General features: G+C 52.2%; 14 protein-coding genes and 2 tRNA genes. 8 read left to right on the top strand and 8 right to left on the bottom strand.

Annotated features, from left to right (window positions below; genetic code table 11):
- The first annotated feature begins 17 nt into the window (after nucleotides 1–17).
- On the top strand, nucleotides 18–1403 hold the full coding sequence (locus tag ACJ9N4_RS03090; protein ID WP_196390181.1) for a DHA2 family efflux MFS transporter permease subunit: 1386 nt from the start codon (nucleotides 18–20) through the stop codon (nucleotides 1401–1403).
- 163 nt (nucleotides 1404–1566) lie between these two features.
- On the opposite strand, the gene ACJ9N4_RS03085 is transcribed toward ACJ9N4_RS03090, so the two are convergent.
- Nucleotides 1567–1642: transfer RNA gene (locus ACJ9N4_RS03085), tRNA-Asn, on the bottom strand.
- A gap of 319 nt (nucleotides 1643–1961) precedes the next feature.
- Between ACJ9N4_RS03085 and nac the strand changes: the two genes are divergently transcribed.
- On the top strand, nucleotides 1962–2879 hold the full coding sequence (gene nac / locus ACJ9N4_RS03080) for a nitrogen assimilation transcriptional regulator NAC (RefSeq protein WP_411500228.1): 918 nt from the start codon (nucleotides 1962–1964) through the stop codon (nucleotides 2877–2879).
- 96 nt (nucleotides 2880–2975) lie between these two features.
- Nucleotides 2976–3926, top strand: a complete 951-nt coding sequence (cbl, locus tag ACJ9N4_RS03075; RefSeq protein ID WP_196390180.1) for an HTH-type transcriptional regulator Cbl — start codon at nucleotides 2976–2978, stop codon at nucleotides 3924–3926.
- 106 nt (nucleotides 3927–4032) lie between these two features.
- Here the strand turns inward: cbl and ACJ9N4_RS03070 are convergent.
- The 4 genes from ACJ9N4_RS03070 to ACJ9N4_RS03055 form a co-directional block, all read right to left on the bottom strand.
- A tRNA-Asn gene (locus ACJ9N4_RS03070) sits at nucleotides 4033–4108 on the bottom strand.
- 100 nt (nucleotides 4109–4208) lie between these two features.
- Nucleotides 4209–5006 carry a DgsA anti-repressor MtfA gene (gene mtfA / locus ACJ9N4_RS03065; protein ID WP_182919843.1) on the bottom strand — a complete coding sequence of 266 codons (798 nt, stop codon included), beginning with the start codon at nucleotides 5004–5006 and terminating at the stop codon, nucleotides 4209–4211.
- A gap of 359 nt (nucleotides 5007–5365) precedes the next feature.
- Complete coding sequence (fumA, locus tag ACJ9N4_RS03060) at nucleotides 5366–7015, bottom strand: class I fumarate hydratase FumA (RefSeq protein WP_182919844.1); 1650 nt, start codon at nucleotides 7013–7015, stop codon at nucleotides 5366–5368.
- 55 nt (nucleotides 7016–7070) lie between these two features.
- Entirely contained in the window at nucleotides 7071–8579 is a 1509-nt protein-coding gene (locus ACJ9N4_RS03055) for an anion permease (RefSeq protein WP_196390179.1), read from the bottom strand.
- A 619-nt stretch (nucleotides 8580–9198) separates the two neighbouring features.
- On the opposite strand from ACJ9N4_RS03055, the gene ACJ9N4_RS03050 reads away from it, so the two are divergent.
- On the top strand, nucleotides 9199–11979 hold the full coding sequence (locus ACJ9N4_RS03050) for a flavocytochrome c (protein ID WP_196390178.1): 2781 nt from the start codon (nucleotides 9199–9201) through the stop codon (nucleotides 11977–11979).
- 93 nt (nucleotides 11980–12072) lie between these two features.
- Nucleotides 12073–13035, top strand: coding sequence for an FAD:protein FMN transferase (locus tag ACJ9N4_RS03045; protein WP_182271911.1), 963 nt, complete (start codon nucleotides 12073–12075; stop codon nucleotides 13033–13035).
- Here the strand turns inward: ACJ9N4_RS03045 and dcuR are convergent.
- Both dcuR and ACJ9N4_RS03035 read right to left on the bottom strand, forming a co-directional pair.
- On the bottom strand, nucleotides 13016–13735 hold the full coding sequence (gene dcuR, locus ACJ9N4_RS03040) for a two-component system response regulator DcuR (RefSeq protein WP_182271910.1): 720 nt from the start codon (nucleotides 13733–13735) through the stop codon (nucleotides 13016–13018). The genes ACJ9N4_RS03045 and dcuR overlap by 20 nt on opposite strands.
- Complete coding sequence (locus tag ACJ9N4_RS03035) at nucleotides 13732–15348, bottom strand: sensor histidine kinase (protein ID WP_182271909.1); 1617 nt, start codon at nucleotides 15346–15348, stop codon at nucleotides 13732–13734. The genes dcuR and ACJ9N4_RS03035 overlap by 4 nt, the downstream gene beginning before the upstream one ends.
- Nucleotides 15349–15511: 163 nt before the next feature.
- Between ACJ9N4_RS03035 and ACJ9N4_RS03030 the strand changes: the two genes are divergently transcribed.
- Entirely contained in the window at nucleotides 15512–16375 is an 864-nt protein-coding gene (locus tag ACJ9N4_RS03030) for an N-acetylmuramic acid 6-phosphate etherase (protein ID WP_182271908.1), read from the top strand.
- 58 nt (nucleotides 16376–16433) lie between these two features.
- Here ACJ9N4_RS03030 and ompC read toward each other — a convergent pair whose 3' ends face one another.
- Nucleotides 16434–17540 (bottom strand): porin OmpC, encoded by a 1107-nt coding sequence (ompC, locus tag ACJ9N4_RS03025; protein WP_411500227.1) that lies wholly within the window; start codon nucleotides 17538–17540, stop codon nucleotides 16434–16436.
- A gap of 469 nt (nucleotides 17541–18009) precedes the next feature.
- Here ompC and drpB point away from each other — a divergent pair, with 469 nt between their 5' ends.
- The gene (gene drpB / locus ACJ9N4_RS03020) at nucleotides 18010–18279 is read left to right on the top strand and encodes a cell division protein DrpB (protein ID WP_182271906.1); all 270 of its coding nucleotides are present in this window, start codon (nucleotides 18010–18012) and stop codon (nucleotides 18277–18279) included.
- Nucleotides 18280–18330: 51 nt separating this feature from the next.
- Nucleotides 18331–19032, top strand: coding sequence for a phosphohydrolase (locus ACJ9N4_RS03015; RefSeq protein ID WP_182920019.1), 702 nt, complete (start codon nucleotides 18331–18333; stop codon nucleotides 19030–19032).
- Nucleotides 19033–19060: the final 28 nt, after the last annotated feature.

Genomic DNA, 19060 nt, shown 5'->3' with positions numbered 1-19060 from the left:
GTACAGGATTTGAGTATATGTCGTTGGTAAGCGTTAGCAGTACCTTAGAACAAGGGTTTGAGACGCCAAGGCGCTATTTGGCTGCTGCGGCTATTTTGATAGGCGTTCTGATGGCGTCGTTGGACAGTTCCATTGTCAATATTGCTTTGCCCTCTATTGCCAGTGCATTACAGGTAGATTCGGCCTCCAGTATCTGGATTACCAACGGCTATCAGGTTGCCAGCGCTGCGACGATGCTGATTTGCGCATCGCTGGGAACAAGGATAGGGGAGCGACGTTTCTACACGGCCGGGATGGTGTTGTTCACTCTGTCTTCGCTGGGCTGTAGCCTTTCGCCGACCTTTGGCGTACTGGTTGCCATGCGCGTACTCCAGGGGGTGAGTTATGCGGTGATGATAAGCGTTGGATTAGGTCTGTATCGGGTGATCTTTCCACCCAATGCGCTGGGAACGATATTTGGACTGAATGCACTGGTATTCGCGGTAGGCACGGCCATTGGTCCTGCGTTGGGTGGTTTGATCATCTCTTACCTGTCCTGGCCCTGGCTGTTCTATATCAATATCCCGTTGGGAGGACTTGCTGTTGTGTTCTCGCTTATCTCCCTGGGGGAAGATACCGAAAAAGAGAAGGGTTTCGATTGGGGAGGGGCGATTAGCTCAGCGGCAGCATTAGGCTTGATGGTTATTGCTGTTGATCAAATTGGACGCTGGGAGAATAGCACGCTGATATTTTGCGCTGTTGCGTCTGTCGTGCTGTTTGCCATCTTTTTAAAAGCCCAGAGGAGTTCCAGGAACCCATTATTGCCGCTTGATATATTTCGTTCCAGGCAATACAGCTTTGCGGTGCTCTCTTCTGTTTCCATGTTTGTCGCGCAGGGGATGGCACTGGTCGGCTTACCCTTTGTGTTGCAGCATACTTATCACTACTCCGTACTGGAATCCGCATACATCTTTACACCGTGGCCAGTTGCCGTGGCGTTCTGCGCCCCGCTTGCGGGCAGGCTATCAAACCGTTTCAATCCGACCCAGATATCCACGGTTGGTGTGATGGTCTTTTGCCTTGGCTTAGGCTCACTGGCTTTGTTGCCGGAAGCCGCGACGGTGGGGGATTTTCTGTGGCGCGTGGCGGTTTGCGGCATTGGTTATGGTTTCTTCCTTCCGCCAAACAACAAGGAAATGTTTTCAAATGTCGCGGCAAACCGAACGGTAACGGCCTCGGGAGTACTGTCAACCGCCAGAACTGCAGGGCAATCTATTGGTGCTGCGTTGGTTGCGATGATAATTGCATTGTTGAATGGATTAACAGGGCACGCGGGCGCTCAGTTTGCCGTCTATGTGTTTGGCGTGGCCTGTGCTATATCGGCTATATCGTCTCTTGCCAGTACGTTACGTCTGCACCGGTAAGTGATTGAGGGGATCTGTGCTTTATGTCAACAGCTGGTCAATGTCGTTCGGCTGCTGACACGTTGGTCTCAATATGCGTGCGGGCAGATTGCTATGTCAGATGCGATGGAGATGAAACGCAGAAAAGCAAAAAGCCTGCTTTAAAAGCAGGCTTTTCTAAATTTGGCTCCTCTGACTGGACTCGAACCAGTGACATACGGATTAACAGTCCGCCGTTCTACCGACTGAACTACAGAGGAATCGTGTGAACGGAGCGCATATTATCGACGTCAGCGGTGCTTGTCAAAGGGTGGATCAATGCCTTTTGATCGTTTGCTGACAAAATCAGCAAAGTGACGTTTTTGACAACGAAATGCACCGTTATGGTGCGGGTATACCCCTTATGGGGCAGATCATAAACTGCTGTTTCAGTAATAAAACCAACATCAATGATTAGGTTTCCTTATTTTCAGGCTGTTAGCAACAAATCAGACCTCTTCGAAAAACTGGCATTCATATTGCAAAACCTGTTCAACAACGACAGCCAGTACCGGCACAGCATTTCGAACAGGGGGCAAAATGAACTTAAGACGACTGAAATACTTCGTAAAAATCGTCGATATTGGCAGCCTGACGCAAGCGGCGGAAGTGCTGCATATCGCGCAGCCTGCGCTGAGCCAGCAAGTGGCGACTCTGGAAGGTGAGATGGATCAGCAATTGCTTATCCGCACAAAACGCGGCGTGACCCCAACAGAAGCAGGCAAAATTCTCTATACCCATGCTCGTACCATTCTGCGCCAGTGCGAACAGGCTCAGCTGGCGGTGAACAGTGTGGGTCATACGCTGAGCGGACATGTTTCCATCGGGCTGGCTCCGGGAACGGCGGCCTCCTCTATTACCATGCCGTTGTTGCAGGCCGTGCGTGCCGAACTGCCGGATGTGCTGGTTTATCTGCACGAGAACAGCGGGTCTGTACTGAATGACAAGCTGCTTAATGGTCAGCTGGATATGGCCGTGCTTTATGACCGTTCTCCGGTTGCCGGGATCACCAGCCAGCCGCTGCTGAAAGAAGATCTTTACCTGGTAGGGACGCGTGACTGCCCGGGGCAGAACGTTGATTTAACTGCCGTTGCAGAGATGAATCTCTTCCTGCCGCGTGATTACAGCGCCGTGCGTGTGCGCGTGGACGAAGCGTTCTCGCTGCGACGTCTGACGGCAAAAATCATTGGCGAAATTGACTCTATCTCAACGCTGACCGCGGCTATTGCCAGCGGGATGGGCGTCACGGTTCTGCCGGAATCTGCCGCGCGTGCACTGTGCAGTGCGGCAAATGGCTGGATGGCGCGGATCACGACACCATCCATGAGCTTACCGCTGTCGCTGAACATGTCAGCCCGCGGTTCGTTGTCACCGCAGGCGCAGGCGGTAAAAGAAATTTTGATGTCTCTGGTGAGCAAGCCATCGCTGGAAAATCGTGAACTGCAGCTCGTGAGCTGATATTCCATAAAAGCATAAGATGCTGGTTTTTATTATTTGTTCTGCAGCTCAACTGACTTTAACAATAGTGTTATGTCAGATGTGCCGGAGTGAATCGTGAATTTCCAGCAGCTTAAAATTATCCGTGAGGCGGCCAGACGGGATTACAACCTGACTGAAGTCGCCAATATGCTTTATACCTCCCAGTCGGGCGTCAGTCGCCATATCCGCGAGCTGGAAGAAGAGCTTGGTATTGAGATTTTTATCCGCCGTGGTAAGCGCCTGCTTGGCATGACGGAGCCTGGCAAGGCATTGCTGACCATCGCGGAGAGGATCCTCAACGAGGCCAGTAATGTGCGCCGCCTGGCGGATCTCTTTACCAATGATGCTTCAGGCGTACTGACCATCGCCACGACCCACACGCAGGCACGTTACAGCCTGCCGCCAGTGATTAAAGCGTTTCGTGAGCTCTTCCCGGATGTGCGTCTGGAGTTGATTCAGGGCACCCCGCAGGAAATTGACGTGCTGTTGCAAAACGGTGGGGCAGATATCGGGATCGCCAGCGAGCGGCTGAGCAACGATCCGCTGCTGGTGGCATTCCCGTGGTTCCGCTGGCACCACAGTTTATTACTTCCCGTCGATCATCCACTTCATCAGGTTTCACCGCTGACGCTGGAAGAGATCGGCAAATGGCCGCTGATTACCTACCGGCAGGGTATTACCGGACGTTCGCGCATTGACGAGGCCTTCAACCGCAAAGGGATAACGCCGGATGTGGTGCTGAGCGCCCAGGATTCGGACGTCATCAAAACATATGTTGGGTTAGGGCTGGGGATTGGCCTGGTAGCGGAACAGTCCGGTGGCGAGCATGACGTGGGGGACCTGGTGCGTCTTGATACCCGCCACCTGTTTGATGCTAATACCGTATGGCTGGGCCTCAAGCGGGGCCAGTTGCAGCGCAACTACGTGTGGCGGTTTATTGAGTTGTGCAATGCCGGGCTGTCGGTGGATGAGATTAAACGCCAGGTCATGGAGCCAGAAGAAGCCGCAATTGATTACCAGATTTAGGTGAGGGGTTCTGTCAGCCCGGTAAGCTCAGCGCTGCCGGGCAATTTTTCAGAACGCAGAAAAGCAAGAAGCCTGCTTAAGTTTCCTTAAGCAGGCTTCTTAAATTTGGCTCCTCTGACTGGACTCGAACCAGTGACATACGGATTAACAGTCCGCCGTTCTACCGACTGAACTACAGAGGAATCGTGTGAACGAGGCGCATGTTAATGGCCTCGCTAATTTGTGTCAACACTAAAATTAACACGCTGATTCAATTGATTAATTAAACTGCAAACTGCTGTTTTAATGAACCTGGACGGATACGTTATCGCCGGGTTCGCCATTTTTACGTAAACGCTGCAGAGGATCTTGCTGATAGAAATGGCAAAAACGTTGCCACAGTGCCGGGAAGCGTGGGGCAAAAAGCTCGGGAGCGCTGAAGAAATATTCTGACAGTACGGCAAAACACTCTGCGGGATCGGTTGCAGCGTAAGCATCAATACTGGCCGCACTTTCACCCACCAGGTCTATCTCATCCTGGATGTTATCCATTGCAGCATGCAGATCGTGCTCCCATCCCGCGACTTCACGAAGTGGGATTAGCGGTACACCACTGGCACGATCGCCGTTGCGGGTATCCAGTTTATGCGCCACTTCATGCACAATCAGGTTGAATCCCGAAGCATCGAACGAATCCTGAATATCCAGCCAGTTCAGGATAATCGGCCCTTGCTGCCAGCTTTGCCCGGACTGCACCACCCGCTGGTTATGCACCAGGCCGATATCGTCCTGCCATTCATCATCCACCACGAACGGGGCAGGGTAGATAAGCACTTCGTGGAAACCATCCAGCCACTCAATACCCAGTTCCAGTACAGGTAAACAGAAAAGCAGGGCGATACGCGTATTTTTAAGGGGATCCAGTTCGAAACCCTGTAGTGGGACCAGGCGCTTTTGCTGCAAAAAACGATCTGCCAGCTGAATCAGCTTTGACTGCTCATCCGGCTGGAGATTAGCCAGTACAGGGATCGCCAGCGCTTCATCCCACGGCAGCGCCATGCTCGGACCAGCTTCATTCGATTTCCAGGGCCACTTAATCATCGCTTTGCTCGCAAACTCGTTACCAGAACAAAATTGAAAGGTCAGGGTCTGTTAAAATGCCAACGCCTCATCATGATGGCAACCATCAAAATGGCGCGATGCCTGGGCGAGCCAGGCATCTTTTCTTCAGGTAAGTTATCATTTAGGCCGCAGAGTGAATAGCGCTTTGCAACTCTGTCATTCATTTTGTGAACTCAGTCGTGACGCTGAAACACAACCTGCTACTGAATGCTCTTTCTGGCTGGCGAGTAAAAAGATTTATGTCATTCCTGCAGTCAACAGGAAACATTAATTTTCTGAAAATCAGGGGGTTTTTATGGTGAAGGCATAAAAGCCAGGCATGGCCTGGCTTCGGGTCTTTAGCGCTGTGAACAGCCTGCGCACTGTTTGTTCTGGATCTGCTGGAAGAAGTCGTTACCTTTATCATCCACCAGGATAAACGCCGGGAAGTTCTCCACCTCGATTTTCCAGATAGCCTCCATACCCAGCTCAGGGTAAGCCACACACTCAAGGCGCTTGATGCTGTTTTGCGCCAGTACCGCCGCCGGGCCGCCAATGCTACCGAGGTAGAAACCGCCGTGTTTATGGCAGGCATCGGTCACCTGCTGGCTGCGGTTACCTTTTGCCAGCATGATCATGCTCGCACCGTGGGATTGCAGTAAGTCCACATACGAGTCCATACGGCCTGCGGTGGTTGGGCCTAACGAGCCAGAGGCATAACCTTCCGGTGTTTTGGCCGGGCCAGCGTAGTAGATTGGATGATCTTTTACGTACTGCGGCAGTTCTTCGCCGTTATCGAGCAGCTCTTTCAGCTTCGCGTGGGCGATATCGCGCGCCACGATGATGGTACCGTTCAGCGACAGGCGCGTAGACACCGGGTGAGCAGAAAGCTGCGCCAGGATCTCATTCATCGGTTTGTCGAGATGAATGCTCACCACATCGCCTTCGCCCTGTTGACGCAGGGATTCAGGAATGTACTGGCCTGGGTTGTGCTCCAGCTTCTCAATCCAGATGCCGTCGCGGTTGATCTTAGCCTTGATGTTGCGGTCTGCGGAGCAGGATACACCCATTCCGACCGGGCAAGATGCACCGTGACGCGGCAGACGAATAACGCGGATATCGTGGGCAAAGTATTTGCCGCCAAACTGCGCGCCAAGCCCCAGATTTTGCGCTTCCTGCAACAGTTCCTGTTCGAGCTGAACATCGCGGAACGCCTGGCCGTGCTCGTTCCCTTCCGTTGGCAGACCGTCGTAGTAACGGGTGGAGGCGAGCTTCACGGTTTTCAGGGTGCTTTCTGCTGACGTACCGCCAATCACGAAGGCGATATGGTACGGCGGGCACGCTGCAGTACCGAGGGTGCGCATTTTCTCAACCAGATAATTTTTCAGCTTCGCAGGGGTGATCAGCGCTTTGGTTTCCTGGTAGAGATAGGTTTTGTTGGCAGAGCCGCCGCCTTTTGCCATGCACAGGAATTTGTATTCGTCGCCATCAACGCTGTAGAGGTCAATTTGCGCAGGCAGGTTAGTGCCGGTGTTGACCTCTTTATACATATCCAGCGCCGCATTCTGGGAGTAGCGCAGGTTGTCTTCGGTGTAGGTGTTGTAAACGCCCTGACTCAGGGCTGCCTCGTCACCGCCACCGGTCCAGACGCGCTGGCCTTTTTTACCCATGATGATGGCTGTGCCGGTGTCCTGACAGGTCGGCAATACGCCTTTGGCGGCAATTTCGGAATTACGCAGGAACTGCAGAGCCACGTATTTGTCGTTCTCACTGGCTTCAGGGTCATGAAGAATGGCTGCAACCTGCTTCTGGTGTGAAGGGCGCAGCATAAACGCAGCATCGTGGAAGGCTTGTTGTGCCAGCAGGGTCAGTGCTTCTGGCTCCACTTTCAGCACTTCCTGACCGTCGAATCCGACAACTGAGACGTGCTCTTTGGTCAGCAGATAGTATTCGGTATCGTCGTGCGCGAGCGGGAAGGGGTTCTGGTAAACAAACGGTTTATTCGACATAGCGTATTGCTCCATAAAAATAAAACCGCCGGAGGTTTAATCCGGCGGTCAGGAATCAGAACATCATGGACATCCACGGGTAACCAATCAGCAGCAGGGCCGCCAGGAAGATGGCACCGAAGATGGTGCCCAGACGCCAGTAGTCTTTGGTTGGCAGGTAGCCACTACCGTAGTAAATCGGGCTTGGACCAGTACCGTACGGAGTGATGATCCCCATGATACCCAGAGACGTCACCATCAGCAGGACGAACACTTCCATATTCATGCCCGGAATGGTGGAGGCGATGGTCAGCATCGCTGGCAGCAGCGCCGTAGTGTGCGCGGTGGTGCTGGCAAACAGATAATGCAGCAGGTAAAACGCCAGCAGCAGTACGATAGTCGCAACGCCCGGAGAGATACCGCTCATCAGCAGGCCACCTTCTTTACCCAGCCAGCTAATAAAGCCGGTGGAAGAGAGACCATCTGCCAGAGCAACCAGAGTGGCGAACCAGACGAAGGTATTCCAGGCCGCTTTGTTACCAGTGATATCATTCCACTCCAGCACGCCAGTCCAGAGCATTAAACCTACGATTAACAGCGCAGCCATTGCCGGTTCAATCCACGCTGCGGCGAAGATCCACATCAGCAGCGCGCAGCATACAAACACCAGCAGCAGGATTTCATTGCGGGACAGTTTGCCCAGTTTTTCCAGCTCACGGCTCGCCCACAGCGGCACTTCATCGTTCACTTTCACTTCTGGTGGGTAGAACCAGTAGGCCAGCAGCGGCATGACCAGAATCAACAGCACACCCAGCGGCAGGAAGGCGATAAACCAGGTACCCCAGGAGATGTTAATCCCCACGGTGCTTTTCACCAGCGCCAGTGCCAGCAGGTTTGGTGCGAGCGCGGAGAGGAACATTGAGCTGGTGATACAGGCTGCGGTGATCGCTACCCACATCAGATACGAACCAATTTTACGCGCGCTCGGGTCGTTAGGTTTTGAACCGTACAGCGGTGGCAGGTTAGCGATAATTGGGTAGATAGTACCGCCGCTACGTGCGGTGTTAGACGGCGTAAACGGTGCCAGCAGCAGATCCGCGAAGGTGATGGCATAACCGAGCGTCAGGCTGCGACGGCCCAGATACTTCACCAGAATCAGCGCCAGACGGCGACCAAAGCGGGTTTTGTCATAGCCTGCGGCGAACATAAAGGCACCAAAAATCAGCCACACGGTTGAGTTACCAAAACCGCTTACCGCCCATTTAAAGGAGGCACCCGCCAGCTTGAATTTTGGGTCGGCCAGTTGGTCCGGGCTGAACAACACCCACTGGCTACAGAGTGCAATCGCGACCACACCGGTCAGGCCAATCACTGCGCCTGGCAGCGGTTCGAAGATCAAGCCGACGATCACGCCGACGAAGATAGCGAAGTAGTGCCATGCATAAGGAGGCAGCCCTTCCGGAACGGGAACAAACAGCAGCAGTACGGCGACGATAATCGGCAGCGCCATCATCAGCAGACGTTTTGCCTTTCCGTCGGGTGCTTTACTCGCCACAGGAGGCGTTACAGCAGTTTTTGTATTCATAGTTTCGCGTCTTAAGTTGTCAGGAATTCGGTTATATCGTGAAAATACAAATTCGCTTTCTTTAGTTTCTTTAGTTTCTTTGGTTTTTTTAGTTATTTAAAGTGCGTTTTTGTGATTTCGCTAATAGTGATTTATCGCATTAAGGTCTGCGGTAAATTAAAAAATGATGATATTTATATATTGCGCTTTTGGATGCCTTGATTTTTGATTACGATCAAAAAAATAGAATCGCAGAAGTATTTTTAATCGTTTATTAATAACCACTCAGGTGTATGTGGGTATTGTGTGTTTTTATTTTTTAATTGTTGATTTTTGATAACATTTGATAAGAGTGAGCTTGGTTATCTTATTGTTTTATTTATATTTATTAGAATTCACACAGAGCGGCAACGTAAGCAAAAAGTTAACAATGTTTAAATTATTGTGAACGGAGTAATTTATATCTCTAACACCAATGTGTTATTAATGTTATCGAAGGGATTAAATAGTTTATTAACTAACGTAATAGCTTTAGAAACTAAAAAAATCATTATATTAATATTATGAAATCGGCATAAAAAACGAAATAAAACTGGTCCGACAACGAATTCTTAATTTTTTAAAGTTTGGAGTTTCTATTATGAGCACTAACGAACGTATTTTAAGCCCCTTCACATTACCGAATGGCACGGAACTGAAAAACCGTTTGTTAATGGCACCGATGACAACCTGTACGGGTTACTATGATGGTACGGTCACCAGCGAGCTGGTGGAGTACTATCGGGCACGTTCAGGCAGCATTGGTACCATCATTGTTGAGTGCTGTTTTGTCGACGACCTGGGTCTCGCTTTCCCGGGGGCGATTGGTATTGATAACGACGAAAAAATCGCCGGGCTGGCGAAAATCGCCGATGCCATCAAGTCCAAAGGTTCTAAAGCCCTTCTGCAGATCTACCACGGTGGTCGCATGGTCGACCCGAAACTGATCGGTGGCCGTACACCTGTTGGCCCAAGCGCAGTTGCTGCGCCGCGTGACGGTGCCGCGACGCCGGTTGCGCTGACCACCGAAGAAGTGGAAGGGATGGTTGGCAAGTTTGGTGAAGCCGTACGTCGTGCCATCCAGGCTGGTTTTGACGGTGTTGAAATCCACGGGGCAAACACATACCTGATTCAGCAGTTCTACTCTCCGAACTCTAACCAGCGCGACGACGAGTGGGGCGGCAGCCGTGACAACCGCGCCAGATTCCCGCTGGCGGTGCTGGATATCACTCACAAAATGGTGCGTCAGTACGCGGATGATGCTTTTATTATTGGCTACCGCTTCTCCCCTGAAGAGCTGGAAGTTCCTGGCATTCGTTTTGACGACACCATGTACCTGCTGGAAAAACTGGCCGCGCGTGGCGTGGATTATCTGCACTTTTCTGTAGGTGCGACCCTGCGCCCATCTATCGTCGACACGCAAGATCCCACCTCGCTTATCGAAAAATACTGCGCGATGCGCTCTGAAACGCTGGCACAGATCCCCGTGATGGGCGTGGGCGGTGTGGTGAATGCCGCCGATGTTAATGACGCGCTGGAACATGGCTACGACCTGATTGCCGTTGGCCGCGCAACCATCGCGTACCCGGACTGGACTGACCGCATTGCTGCCGGTGAAACGCTTGAGCTGTTCATGGACAGTACCCAGCGCGAAGCGTTAAGCATTCCAGAACCGCTGTGGCGTTTCTCGCTGGTGGAAGCGATGATCCGCGACATGAGCATGGGTGAATCCAGATTCAAACCGGGTATGTTCGTTGAGAAAGTGCAGGACGACGCCAATGAGCTTGTCATTAACGTCAGCCTGGAAACCGACCGCATCGCCGATATTGAACTGGCCTCCGGTCCGGGTGAAGACGTGGAGTTTGTCACCAGCTTTGAAGAGATCCGCACCCGCATTCTGGATGCCAATACCCCGCATGTGGATGCCATCACGGGTGCAACCAGCCAGAGCGAAGCGGTGAAAAAAGCGGTGTCGAAAGCGATGCTGAAATCCAGCAAAGCGCTGGCGGCGGAAGAAGGGGCTGACCCGAACGAAACCAAAAGCGTTGACGTTGTGGTGGTGGGTAGCGGCGGTGCTGGTCTGGCGGCGGCAATCCAGGCACACGACGAAGGCGCGAGCGTGCTGATTGTTGAGAAAATGCCCTCCATTGGCGGCAACACCATTAAAGCGTCTGCGGGCATGAACGCCGCAGAAACCCGCTTCCAGCGGGTGAAAGGCATTCAGGACAGCAAAGAGTTGTTCTACCAGGAGAGCCTGAAAGGCGGTGGAAACAAGAACAACCCGGCGCTGCTGCACCGCTTCGTAGAAAACGCGCCAGAGGCTATCGAGTGGCTGGCGACACGCGGCATCATGCTGAATGATATTACCACCACCGGGGGAATGAGCATTGACCGTACCCACCGTCCAAAAGATGGTTCTGCCGTCGGCGGTTATCTGATTAGCGGCCTGGTACGTAACGTCAACAAGCGTAACATCGACGTGATGCTCGATACCTCCGTTAACGACATCATCTTCGAAAACGGCGAAGTAACCGGTGTACGTCTGACCACCGAAGATAACGAAACGATCGTCGTGGCGACCAAAAGCGTGGTGGTGGCAACGGGGGGCTTCAGTGCCAATAGTCAGATGGTTGTGAAATACCGTCCGGACCTGGAAGGGTTTGTGACCACCAACCACAAAGGGGCGACCGGTGGCGGTATCGCATTGCTGGAACGTATCGGGGCCGGTACGGTCGACATGGGCGAGATCCAGATCCACCCAACTGTCGAACAGAAAACCTCGTATCTGATTTCCGAATCCATTCGCGGCGGCGGGGCGATTCTGGTTAACCAGAAAGGGAACCGTTTCTTTAACGAGATGGAAACCCGCGATAAAGTCTCAGCGCAGATCATCGCACTGCCTGAAAAATACGCCTATATCGTCTTTGATGAGCATGTTCGTGCGAAAAACAAAGCGGCGGATGAGTACATCGCGAAAGGGTTTGTCACCAGCGCCAGCTCACCTAAAGCGTTGGCTGAAGAACTGGGAATGGATTACCACGCTTTCCTGGCCACGCTGGAACGTTACAACGGTTTTGTTGAAAAGCAGCACGATGATGACTTTGGCCGTACTACTGCACTGCGTGCACCAATCAACGAAGGGCCGTTCTACGCCATTCAGATTGCACCGGGTGTACACCACACAATGGGCGGCGTGACCATCAACACCGAAACCTGCGTGCTGGATAACAGCCATAACGTGCTGCCGGGGGCGTTTGCTGCGGGTGAGGTTGTCGGCGGGATCCACGGCGGTAACCGTATCGGTGGTAATGCGGTGGCAGATATCATTATTTTTGGTACGCTTGCCGGACATCAGGCGGCGATGCGCGCAAAAATGGCATAAGGCACCTGTTTTTCAGGCCGGATTAACGCGCGTTATCCGGCAATTTCCCCGGCGGCTCGCTGCTTGCCGGGGCTACATCTGAGGAAGCATGCCATGCCCGATGACAACCGCGTTTACAGTTATTCCGCTGTCCTGATGGGCTCGCCCATTCTTCTGAAACTCTTTTCCCATGATGAAGCGCTCGCTTCTCGCGTATTTCGCCTGATCAAACAGTACGAAGATGTGCTCACCGTCAACCGTGCGCATTCGCAGGTGATGGATATCAACCATGCAGCCGGGCAGCATCCGGTCGCGGTCAGTCGCCCGGTATTTGAACTTATACGCTGCGCAAAAGCCGCCAGCCTGCTCCAGGACAGCGCCTTTAACCTTGCCATTGGTCCGCTGGTGAAACGCTGGAAAATCGGCTTTCGGGGAGATAGCGTACCGCCAGCCGATGAAATTGCCTCGCTGCTTGCAGTTACCCATCCGGGTGATGTTGTGCTCGATGATGCAAACAGCAGCGTTTTTCTGACCAGGCCAGGGATGGAGATTGATCTGGGGGCGATTGCCAAAGGTTATATTGCCGACCGGGTGCGGGATTATCTGCGTAAAGCGGGGGCTGAACTGGGGTTGATTAACCTGGGCGGTAATATCCAGACGTTAGGTTCGCCGGACGGGGGCTGGAGCGTGGGGCTTAAAAAACCGTTCGCCGGTGATGAACTGATTGGCACGATGACGGTTGAGAACATGTCCGTTGTGACATCAGGAACGTATGAGCGCTACTTTGAGCAAAACGGCAAACGCTATCACCACATTCTCAACCCACGTACTGGCTACCCGCTGGACAATGAACTGGACAGCGTAACCGTCGTTTCAAAAGATTCCATTGATGGCGATATCTGGACCACGCTGATGTACGGAATGGGCGTGGAGAAAGGGTGTGCTGCCCTGCGTGCGCGCCCTGATATTGAGGCTATCTTTGTGACCAAAACGAAAGAAGTGGTGTTCTCTTCAGCGCACCACTTCCGTTTTACCTTACTGGACAGCAGCTATCGGGTTACTGGCAGTACTGTTTAAGCAGCCCTGTCTGCTCGGGCTGGAGCCGGTAACGATATACCGGACGCCCGGTGGCACCATAGTGAATGCTGGTGAACAGGATGTTGATTTGAGCCAGCCAGATCAAATACTTGCGACAGGAAACGCGCGAGATATTCACCGCGCTCGCCAGGTCATCCGTGGAAAACTCCATCTCCGGGTGCGCGTCAATCCACTGACAGATGGTGCGCAGCGTCTGCGGGGTTAACCCTTTCGGCAGTTTTTTACTGTCCGCCAGCTCCGGCGCACCGCCGTGCAGCAGTCTGTCCACATCTGCCTGCTCATAATACTGGTGTGAACCCATCAGGTTACGTTTTGCCTTCCAGCCGCTCAATGCCTCTTCGAAACGCGGGAACTGGAACGGTTTAATCAGATAATCCACCACGCCGTAATGCATGGAGGTCTGGATCGTTGCGGCATCGGATGCCGATGAGATCATAATCACATCGATCGGGCGGCCTGACGCACGGATGATGGGCAACAGATCCAGCCCGTTATCCTGTTGCATATAAACATCCAGCAGCACCAGATCGACAGGCTGGCTCGGGTTATTAATGACTGCCTCGGCCTGGTTGAGCGTAGAGGCGACACCGCAGCAGCTAAAGCCTTCAACACGGTTGACGTACAGACGGTTGAGGTCAGCTACCATTGCGTCATCATCGACAATTAAAACATTTATCACGCGATATTCCTCTCGCTATCCCAGGGGATGTGAACAAAAAATTGAGTAAATACACCCGGTTCAGACTCGACGCTGATGTCCCCACCGAGATTCTGGATCTGCTGGCGGGCAAGGAACAACCCAACGCCCCGGTTTTCACCTTTTGTTGAGAAGCCCTTCGTAAAAATATCCTCCAGTGCTACCGGATCGATGCCTGGGCCATCATCGCTGACTTCACAGCTGAGCCAGCCGCTTTGATAGTGCAGCAGCAGGCTGATTTCACCTTCCGTTTGATCCTGCATAGCGTCCAGTGCATTTTCGATCAGATTCCCCAGCACGGTAATGAGTACCGCGACCTGCTCTTCGTTGGCCGTGTCGGGGAGCAGACATTCGTCGGACAGCGTGAGGGTAATTCCGGCCTCTTTTGCCCGGTTGATTTTACCCAGCAAAAAGCCAGCAATCACCGGAGATTTAATCTTATGCTGAATGGCTCCAATGTCAGTCTGGTAATTATGCGCCGTCTGGATAATGTACTCTTCCAGCTTGTCATAGCGCTTCATATGCAGCAGCCCCAGGATCACATGCAGCTTATTCATAAACTCATGGGTGTGGGAGCGCAGGGCATCGACGTAGTTGACCATGCCATCAATACGCTGCATCAGCTGGCTGATTTCCGTTTTATCGCGGAAGGTGCAGATGGCCCCAATCACCCGATTCCGGCTTTTTACCGGCACCATATTACAAAGTAATAACCGCCCGTTGCAGCTGATCTCCTGGTCCTGGCGGGCAATACCGGTTTTCGACACTTCCCGCAGGCTTGTCAGCAGCGGTTCGCTGGTATTTTCGGTTTGTTGGCCCGGTAACAGGAGTAACATTTCTCTGCCAGCGTGGTTGACCATCGTGACGCGGCCATGAATATCTACCGCCAGGACACCTTCCCGGAGCGACTGTAGCATCGCCTGACGTTGCTCAAATAGCGCGGAGATTTCGTACGGCTCCAGACCAAACAGGATCCGTTTCAGTACGCGGACAAGACCCCAGATCGCCAGCGAACTCATCAGGATACTGAACAGAATGGTCCAGACGGCGTTCAACCGCCCGCGCGTAATTTGATCTTCAACTTTATTGAGGGAGATCCCCACCACGACAACGCCAATTTGCTCGTGCTGGGCGTCGTAGACCGGTGTGAACACGCGCAAGGCCTCGGCTAGTGCGCCCCGGTTAACGGAGACATTCTCCTTTCCTTCCAGAGCGGGTGTCAGATCGTCGCCAATAAAATGCAGGCCTAACAGCGCTTCGTTCGGGTGAGCGTAACGAATACCGCGCATGTCGGTGACCACGGTGAACAGCAGGTCGTTACGTTGCGTCACGGCCTGAGCGAGGGGCTGGATAATATCGGCCTGTGGGGCCTGCATCAGACCACGCTTCACGTCAGGGCTGTCGGCAAAGGTGCGGGCAATCCCCAGCGCGGTATCTTTAACATCATCTCGCGTGGCCCGCGTGATTTGCACTGAATAAAGGGCAAAAACCACCAGCAGGACAGAGCCGATAATGGCGCATACCATGAGTGTGACCAGGGTGTTTAGTTTCATGGGACGTCTGCGCGTCTCAGGAAACGGCTGCAAATCGCTCATTACCACTCCGTGATAAAGGAGAAAGGGTAATTATCACCGATGCCGCGCATTTCTTAAAGCTATGTAAAAGCATGCGGTTGCTCTACTTTTCGTGACCCTCCTCGCAGGTCATCCATATAAAACACTTTATAGTGTGTGGGTACTCATAATAAGGAGGCTGTTTATGAGCATTATGCTTACCGGTTCGGTCAAGGAAAGACGGCACGCCAGCACGATGAATATCGATAGATTGTCCACGCTGGACATGCTGAAAGTCATTCACCAGGATGATGCACAAATCTCTACGGCCATGACTCCCTGCTTAACGACGATTGCCCGCGTGGTCGATAACGCAGCGGCAACCCTGAGTCATGGCGGGCGTTTGGTGATCGTTGGCGCTGGCCCGTCCGGCCGCGCGGCAAAACAGGCGGCAGATGAATATGCGCCGGGAAAATCCCCGGTGATTGCCATTACGGCAGGTGATGATGCCGGAAGCTACGAGCGTGGTGTCGCTGACCTGCAGGCTATCGGGTTTGGCGAGCACGACATGATGCTGGCGGTCACCGTCAGTGGAAAAACCCCCTGGGTCTGGGGAGCCATGCGGCATGCGTGGTCGCTGGGGTCGACTGTCGCCGTTATTACCGATGATGCACAAAGCGAGGCGGCGCAGCTGGCAAGCATGGTCATTGCGCCTGAACTGGGGGCTGATGCCGTTGCCGGGTATATCAATACCAAAGCGGGGATTGCGCAAAAAATGATCCTCAGCATGGTCGCTACCGGGCTGGCAATTCGCACCGGGCGTGTTTACAGCAACCTGCGTGTGGATCTGGAAGCAAGCAATACCAAATGGGTTGAACGGCAAATTGCGATTGTAATGGAAGCCGGGGGATGCACCCGCGCCGTTGCGAAAGCGGCGCTGGAAAGCTGTAACAACAACTGTAAAACAGCGGTGCTGATGGTACTGACCGGGCTGGATGCGTGGAAAGCGCATGAGTTGCTGGCGCAGAATAATGGATTTATTCGGGTGGCATTGCAGGAAGCACCGTAAGGGTGTGTGCCAGAGACAGAAAAAGCCCGCTGTATGCGGGCTTTAGTCTTTATGGGGATTAGAACTGATAAACCAGACCTACCGCCACGATATCATCAGTGCTGATACCGTTTGCGCTGTAGAAGTTATCGTCTTCATCCAGCAGGTTGATTTTGTAATCAACATAGGTGGACATATTCTTATTGAAGTAATACGTTGCGCCAACGTCTGCATATTTCACTAAATCTTTGTCGTTACCGTAGCTGGAATTCAGGTCTTTACCTTTAGACATCAGGAAAGAGACGGCAGGACGCAGACCGAAGTCGAACTGGTACTGTGCAGTGACTTCAAAGTTCTGGGTTTTGTTTGCTACACCGAAGTCACCGTATGGCGTCATGTTGCGGGTTTCTGCATACATTGCGGCCAGATAGACGCTGTTGGCATCATATTTCATGCCCAGGGTCCAGGCATCCGCTTTGTCACCGCCAGCCGTCGTTTTAGTGACCTGATCGTTGGTACGGTCGGAAGAGGAATATGCTGCACCAGCGGTGAAGCCCATTCCGAAGTCGTAGGAGGTTGAAATACCCCAGCCGTCACCGTTTTGTTTACGAATATCACGGCCGTTGTTGGTGCCTTCCTGATCGTTTGATGCACTTTCATTATTACCCTGGTACTGAAGGGCAAAATTCAGGCCATCGGCCATACCGAAGAAACCATTGTTACGGTAAGTTGCAACACCGTTTGCACGGCCAGTCATAAAGTTATCGGTATGGGTATAGGAGTCGCCGCCGAACTCAGGCAGCATATCGGTCCAGCCTTCTACGTCGTATACAACACCGTAATTACGACCGTAGTCAAATGAACCGTATTCACCAAATTTCAGACCCGCAAAACCAAGACGTGTCCACGATTGTTTGTCACTGCCTTCAGTATTATTTGCCTGAATATTATATTCCCACTGACCATAACCGGTCAGCTGAGCGTTAATCTGGGTTTCGCCTTTGAAGCCCAAACGTACATAGCTCATGTCGCCGTCAGAACCGGTGTCATCAGAGAAATAGTGCAGACCATCCACTTTACCGTACAGGTCTAATTTATTGCCGTTGTTGTTGTACACTTCAGCCGCATTTGCAGCACCAGCCATTAATAAAGCAGGTACAATAATTGCCAGAACTTTTCTTTTCATTATATATTCCCTTTAAAGATAATTTATATGAATATATGTAGTGACTCTCCGTAACTACAGGCCAGATACTATTCTATGGGATATTATTTAGGTTCAAAAATAAATGTAATTAAAATAGTAAAATAATTACAAAATGTTTCTATTTGTCTATTTATTTTTCTTGTGAATTTCTTTCCCGAATATATAGGGGTTAATTATTATTAAGTATTTATTTTGAATATTATTCCGTAGTTTTAATTTGCAGGAATTATATTTCATGTGACGTGTAGTCAGAAGAGAACATCATTTTCAACAGCATTACGCCGGGAATGTGCCAGTCTGCAAATTTGCCAGAGATCAACTTAACGCAAACTTGCGAGCAGAAAGCGTCGCGGAGCCCGACGTTTAATGCCAAAATGTGACTATCATCACAAAATTTGAACGAATATGTGAAAACGGTAACGTGGTTGCCGTGGAGTAAGGATTGAAGATGGAACGAAAAAACGATCGTAGCCTGGGAGGCAAACTGGCTCTGTGGGTGTTTTACGCTTTTTGCGGATACTTTGTCTGGGCGATGGTTCGCTATATATGGGTAGTGAGTAAAATTCCTTCACTGTCCGATACCATTGTTGACGGGTCTCTGGGATCGACCAGCGGTAAGTGGCTTGGGGCACTGTTTGGCTTTTTAGTACTGAGCACCGTAGGCCTGATTCTGGGCGGGATTGCCTGGTACACGCGCCCACGGCAGGACAACCCGTGATAGCCGCAGGGAAAATTGCTATTGTAGTGGTTTAAGCGACAGGACGTGATGATGGAAATTGCACAGTGGCAACACCGCTTTGAGCGCTGGCTTGATGAAAACCACACTACCGACGACGCCGCGCATGATATTTCGCACTTTCGCCGTGTCTGGATGACGGCGCAGAACATCATGGCTAACCAGATGGCTGAGCCGCTGGTCGTGCTGACGGCATGTTATTTCCATGACATTGTCAGCCTGCCGAAAAACCATCCCGATCGTAGCCAGTCATCACAGCTGGCGGCGCGCGAGACGCGTAATATTTTAAGACGCGATTTCCCTGATTTTCCCTCAGAGCACTATGCTGCCGTGGAGCATGCCATTGAGGCGCACAGCTTTAGCGCAGGCATTACGCCGCAAAGCCCTGAGGCCAAAATTGTGCAGGATGCTGACCGGCTGGAGGCATTAGGCGCTATCGGTCTTGCACGTGTTTTTGCCGTATCGGGGGCGCTGGGTGTGGCGCTTTTTGATGCAGAAGATCCGTTCGCTGATGCTCGCCCGCTGGACGACAGAACCTTCGCGCTCGACCATTTTCAGACCAAGCTACTGCGCTTGCCAGAGACAATGAAAACGGAAGTGGGGCGCGAACTCGCGCGGCATAACGCCGATTTTCTGATCCAGTTTATGGCAAAACTGAGTGCCGAATTACAGGGTGACTGCCTGGGGTTAGATAGCCAGGTTCAGCACCGCTTTCGCCGCAGTTTGAGTGACTGAACTGTGGTAATCTGTTCCCCGTCTTTAT

It is taken from the genome of Enterobacter sp. LM3, from assembly GCF_046622475.1.
Taxonomy (GTDB): Bacteria; Pseudomonadota; Gammaproteobacteria; order Enterobacterales; family Enterobacteriaceae; genus Enterobacter; species Enterobacter cloacae_P.
The sequence above is the reverse complement of the archived record's forward strand: the minus strand, read 5'-3'. Positions and strand labels throughout refer to the sequence as shown.

What these genes read in the sequence shown, in the direction of transcription:
- ACJ9N4_RS03035 (WP_182271909.1), bottom strand. Translation starts at nt 15,348, where the DNA reads ATGAGCGATTTGCAGCCGTTTCCTGAGACGCGCAGACGTCCCATGAAA.
- ACJ9N4_RS03045 (WP_182271911.1), top strand. Translation starts at nt 12,073, where the DNA reads ATGCCCGATGACAACCGCGTTTACAGTTATTCCGCTGTCCTGATGGGC.
- ACJ9N4_RS03030 (WP_182271908.1), top strand. Translation starts at nt 15,512, where the DNA reads ATGAGCATTATGCTTACCGGTTCGGTCAAGGAAAGACGGCACGCCAGC.
- mtfA (WP_182919843.1), bottom strand. Translation starts at nt 5,006, where the DNA reads ATGATTAAGTGGCCCTGGAAATCGAATGAAGCTGGTCCGAGCATGGCG.
- ACJ9N4_RS03090 (WP_196390181.1), top strand. Translation starts at nt 18, where the DNA reads ATGTCGTTGGTAAGCGTTAGCAGTACCTTAGAACAAGGGTTTGAGACG.
- fumA (WP_182919844.1), bottom strand. Translation starts at nt 7,015, where the DNA reads ATGTCGAATAAACCGTTTGTTTACCAGAACCCCTTCCCGCTCGCGCAC.
- drpB (WP_182271906.1), top strand. Translation starts at nt 18,010, where the DNA reads ATGGAACGAAAAAACGATCGTAGCCTGGGAGGCAAACTGGCTCTGTGG.
- ACJ9N4_RS03015 (WP_182920019.1), top strand. Translation starts at nt 18,331, where the DNA reads ATGGAAATTGCACAGTGGCAACACCGCTTTGAGCGCTGGCTTGATGAA.
- ACJ9N4_RS03050 (WP_196390178.1), top strand. Translation starts at nt 9,199, where the DNA reads ATGAGCACTAACGAACGTATTTTAAGCCCCTTCACATTACCGAATGGC.
- ompC (WP_411500227.1), bottom strand. Translation starts at nt 17,540, where the DNA reads ATGAAAAGAAAAGTTCTGGCAATTATTGTACCTGCTTTATTAATGGCT.
- ACJ9N4_RS03055 (WP_196390179.1), bottom strand. Translation starts at nt 8,579, where the DNA reads ATGAATACAAAAACTGCTGTAACGCCTCCTGTGGCGAGTAAAGCACCC.
- nac (WP_411500228.1), top strand. Translation starts at nt 1,962, where the DNA reads ATGAACTTAAGACGACTGAAATACTTCGTAAAAATCGTCGATATTGGC.